General features: G+C 62.9%; 4 protein-coding genes. 2 read left to right on the top strand and 2 right to left on the bottom strand.

Features of this window, described 5'->3' with window-relative positions; all coding sequences use genetic code 11:
• The first annotated feature begins 270 nt into the window (after positions 1-270).
• Positions 271-1,461: an ABC transporter substrate-binding protein gene (locus WCA53_RS33795; RefSeq protein ID WP_423922405.1), complete on the top strand. Its 1,191-nt coding sequence runs from the start codon at positions 271-273 to the stop codon at positions 1,459-1,461.
• Positions 1,454-2,287, top strand: a complete 834-nt coding sequence (locus WCA53_RS33790) for an ABC transporter permease (protein WP_423922400.1) — start codon at positions 1,454-1,456, stop codon at positions 2,285-2,287. The genes WCA53_RS33795 and WCA53_RS33790 overlap by 8 nt, the downstream gene beginning before the upstream one ends.
• A gap of 86 nt (positions 2,288-2,373) precedes the next feature.
• Here the strand turns inward: WCA53_RS33790 and WCA53_RS33785 are convergent, their stop codons facing one another.
• Both WCA53_RS33785 and WCA53_RS33780 read right to left on the bottom strand, forming a co-directional pair.
• Positions 2,374-3,783: an efflux transporter outer membrane subunit gene (locus tag WCA53_RS33785; RefSeq protein WP_423922396.1), complete on the bottom strand. Its 1,410-nt coding sequence runs from the start codon at positions 3,781-3,783 to the stop codon at positions 2,374-2,376.
• A 22-nt stretch (positions 3,784-3,805) separates the two neighbouring features.
• Positions 3,806-4,666 (bottom strand): efflux RND transporter periplasmic adaptor subunit (locus tag WCA53_RS33780; protein WP_423922393.1); only part of this gene is annotated, 861 nt, incomplete at its 5' end.

Genomic DNA, 4,666 nt, shown 5'->3' with positions numbered 1-4,666 from the left:
TCGTGCTGCTCGGCGCTCAGGGCGCCTTGATCGCGCAATGGCAGGTGACGGTCCCTATGCCGCGTGTCACCGCGGTGCACGCGCTGGGTGCGTTGCGAATCGAGATCCTTGAGGCATTGCAAGACTCGATCTCGTCTGCACGCCCCGCTTATAGCGCCGCCAGCACGTAAGGGCACCTAAGCTCACCTAAGCGCACGCAATGGCACGTAAGGCCGTAGTCGAGGCTCACGTTCAATCAACAAAAAAAACGCAGGAAACGCAGTAATGTCCATGTGCCAGGTTCCGATGTCCCGCCGCGAGTGGCTGAAACTCGCTTCCATATTCACCGTCGCAGGCGCGGCGCCCTTGCTTGGCTCGTTGAGCGCAAGAGCGGCAAGCGAGCCGGATGCGCCGGTGCGGATCGGCTATTTGCCCATCACCGACGCCACCCCGTTGCTGGTCGCGCACAACAACGGTTACTTCGAGGCAGCGGGAATCTCCGCCGACAAACCGACGCTATTGCGAAGCTGGGCACAACTGGTCGAAGCGTTCCTGTCGGGTCAGGTCAACGTCGTGCACCTGCTTTCCCCGATGACCGTCTGGGCTCGCTACGGCAGTCACGCGCCAGCGAAAGTCGTCGCGTGGAACCACGTCAACGGCTCGGGTCTCACGGTCGCGCCGGCCATCAACAAGCTCAGCGACCTCGGTGGCAAAACGGTCGCCGTGCCGTTCTGGTACTCGGTTCATAACGTCGTGCTGCAGGACATGCTGCGCTCGCAAGGGCTCGTGCCGGTTCTCAAGAATACGAACGCGCCGAAGGCGAACGAGGTGAACCTGATTGTGATGTCCCCGTCGGACATGCCCCCGGCGCTGGCGTCAGGACAGATCGCCGGGTTTATCGTCGCCGAGCCATTCAATGCGGCGGCTGAAGGACTCAAGATCGGCAAGATCCTGCGCTTTACGGGCGATGTCTGGAAGGACCATGCGTGCTGCGTCGTGTTCATGCACGAGCAGGATCTGACCGGGCGCGCGGCGTGGTCGCAGAAGGTGGTCGATGCCATCGTCAAGGCGCAGGTGTGGACGCGCGACCATCCGGCAGAGGCGGCCCAGCTTCTCTCCAAGGACGGCAAGAATCATTACACACCGCACACGCCGCAAATCCTGACCCGCGTGCTCGCGCCGCCAGCAAGCGACGAAGGGCGTTATCTCGCCGATCGCGCCATCATCCATGCGGACTGGCATGAAAAGCGCATCGACTTCCAGCCCTATCCGTACCCGAGCTATACCGAGGAACTGGTACGCAAGATGAAGGCCACGCAGGTGGAAGGCAATGCGCAGTTTCTTAGCAAACTCGATCCGGCATTCGTCGCCCGCGATCTGGTCGACGACCGGTTCGTCAAGAACAGCATCGCGGCGGTCGGCGGTATGAAGACGTTCGGCCTGCCCGATGGATTCACCCGTTCGGAGACCATCGTTGTCTAGCCTGTCTTCCTCTCGTCAAGAACCCGGCGTTGACGCAAACAGCCGCCCACGCGCCCGCTCGTGGATACGACGAACTTCTCTAGGGTTAGCCGGCATCGTCGCCGTGGTGACGCTCTGGTGGCTCGTACTGACGCTAATCGCCGGCCCCGAGAGTCTCGCCGCACAGTTCCTGCCGACACGCGCCTTCGCGGCATTGCCGTCGCTCATCAATGACGACCGCTTGTTCGTGCATATTGTCACGAGCTTGCGGCGCATTGCCGTGGGTTTGGCGTGGGCGCTTTTGATCGGCGTGCCGCTAGGCTTCCTGCTCGGCCGGCTACGCTGGCTGGACTCGGCGTTGTCCCCCACGCTGCAATTCCTGCGTATGATTTCGCCGCTCTCGTGGATGCCGATCGCGGTGATGTCGCTAGGCGTCGGCGATCGGGCTGTGTACTTTTTGCTCGCCTTCGCAGCAGTGTGGCCGCTCGCGATGAGCACCGCCGCCGGCGTCGCGCAAATCGACCGGCGCTGGCTGCAACTCGGAGAAAGCCTGGCGGCAACGCGCTCCGAAATGCTGTGGCATGTCTACGTGCCGGGCATCGCCGCGCATGTGCTGACCGGCGTGCGGCTGGCGATTGGCATCCTGTGGATCGTGCTCGTGCCGGCGGAAATGCTGGGCGTGAGCGCGGGACTGGGATACCTCATCCTCGACACGCGCGACCGGCTCGCCTACTCCGAATTGACCGCGGTGATCCTGGTGATCGGTGTGCTCGGGTTCTTGCTGGACTATGCGGCGCGGATGGTCTACCGACGCTTTGGCGCCGGAATGATCCCGGGCGATGATTGACCCCGCCGGATTCACGGTGTTCGAGACCATGAATGAACAGGTTCAACTGGAATGCTTCCATCGCAGCGAGCGGGAAAGGTTGAATGCTATCCACCCGGTAGTTGCACGACCTGCAAATCATCCTTGGTCCAGCCACCGCCGAGCGCGCGAATGAGGTCTACATTCGCGTCCAGCTGCTGCGTTCGAAGCTGGATGACGCTGCGTTCCGATTCGAGCGCAGCGGATTGTGCCGTGACCACGTCCAGATAGCTGACCGCACCGCGCCGATACAGCGAGAGCGACAGGTTGACCGACAGGTCAGCGGCGCTTGCGGCCTCTTGCTGCTGATTCGTTGCAATGCCCAGGTCGTCGAGCAGCGAGAGGTCGTCTTCCACCTGCCTGAACGAGGCCAGCACCACGCTCCGATAACGTGCTCCCGCCTCTGACGTTGCCGCCTTCGCGGACTCGACCTTTGCCGCCCGCCTGCCGCCATCGAAGAGATACACCGCAAGCATTGGCCCGATCGCCCAAAAGGAACTGGGGGCGCTGAGCAGATCCGCCCACACCGAGCTTTGCACGCCGCCCGCCGCGCTGAGCGTCAGTGTCGGGAAGTACGCAGAACGAGCAACGCCAATCTGTGCATTGGCCGCCGCTACGCGCCGCTCGGCCGCGGCGACATCCGGTCGCCTTTGCAGCAATGCCGAGGGCACACCCACAGGGACGGCGGACAATGCGATTGGACGCGTACTCGGCTCAATGTGAAAGTCCGACGCCGACGCGCCCACCAGCACGGCAATCGCGTGTTCCAGCAATGCTCGCCTGGCCCTGACCTGCGTGAGTTCGGACTCGGCCGCCGCCAACTGGTTGCTAGCCCGCGCCACATCCAGACCTGACACGACTCCACCGCCATGGCGCCTGCGAGTCAGGTCGAGCGCCTTCTGATACGCCTCGTCAGTACCCTCGATTAGCTGGATTTGCTGATCAAGGCCGCGCACGTCGACATAGCTTCGAGCCAGCTCGATTTCGAGGCTCAACTGCGTCGACGCCAGATCAGCGCCTGACGCCAGACCCTCGTCCTTGCTTGCAGCAACCGAATCGCGCACGCGCCCCCAAAGGTCGACTTCGTAGTCCGCTGCCACGCCCAGCGTGGCCGAGTTGTAGTTGTCCGGCGAGCCGGGGGGGCGCAAGGGCCGCGTGTCCGACTGGCGCTCGCGCTGGTAAATGCCCGCAGTGGATACCTGAGGATACAGTTGCGAGCTGACCTGCTTGATATACGCTTGGGACTGCACATAGTGAAAATACGCGGCGCTCAGGTCGGGGTTATTTGCGATCAGGCGTTGTTCGAGGTCATCGAGTCCCGGCTCCTGGTACAGCTTCCACCATCCCGCGCGGTCAAGCTGGTCAGCCGGGATGGCCACGGTCCAGGGTCCGTGAGACTGGTACTGTGCCGCGACGGGCACATCGGGCACCTCGTAGTGCGGCGCGAGCGAGCACCCGGCAAGCGCCATGGCACTCATAATTGGGGCCAATCCCGGATACTTAGCCATGCTTGACAACCTTAGCCGTTGGCTTGATCACCTGGACATGGTCACCCTCGACAAGACCATCGGGCGGCGTGTCGATCACACGGTCACTTTCGGCCAGCCCCGAGCCGATATCGACCGCGTTTCCCAGATCCTGCAGGATCGCTACGGACTTGAACCGGATCGTGTCGTTATGATCGACGGTCGCGAGCCGGAGCCCCTTGTTGTCGAATATCAGCGCGCTGGCCGGCACGCGCAACGCGCCAGCACGTGCCGGCAGCGAGAAGTTGAGATTCACGAAGCCACCCGGCAGCAGGAGATGACCGGAATTGTCGAACAGCAACTGGACGAGCGTCGTTCCCGATGACGCATTGACGGAATCGGCCAGACCCACGACCGTGGCAGTAAAGCTCTTGCCGGGATATTCCGGGACGGTGAAGGTGCCGGTCCCACCGGATTTGATGAGTGGTGCATATTCTTGCGGCAAGCGCACGTACAGACGCAGCTTATCCACACTCGATACCGAAAAGAGCTGCGGCCCGACACCACCGCCCGCATTGATCAATGCACCGACGTCGGTGTCGCGCGCGGTGATCACACCGTCGAACGGAGCGACGATCCTGGCGAAGGTCTTGGTCGCGACCAGCCTGTCGAGGTTGGCCTGAGCCGCCACCACGCGAGCCTGTTTCGACACATAGCCTTGGTTGCGGTCATCGACCTCCTGGCGGGACACGGAGTCGGAGTCCAGAAGGCCCTGCCAGCGATCGGCAGTCGTCTTGGCCAGTGCGGCGTCCGCCTTCTCGCTTGCAAGGTCGGCCCTCGCCTGATTCAACTGCTGGTCGAGTTCGGGCGTCTCGATCACGGCGAGCTCCTCGCC

This window comes from Caballeronia sp., from assembly GCF_049581465.1.
In the GTDB taxonomy this organism is placed as follows: domain Bacteria; phylum Pseudomonadota; class Gammaproteobacteria; order Burkholderiales; family Burkholderiaceae; genus Caballeronia.
This window is presented reverse-complemented; position numbering and strand designations above follow the sequence as displayed.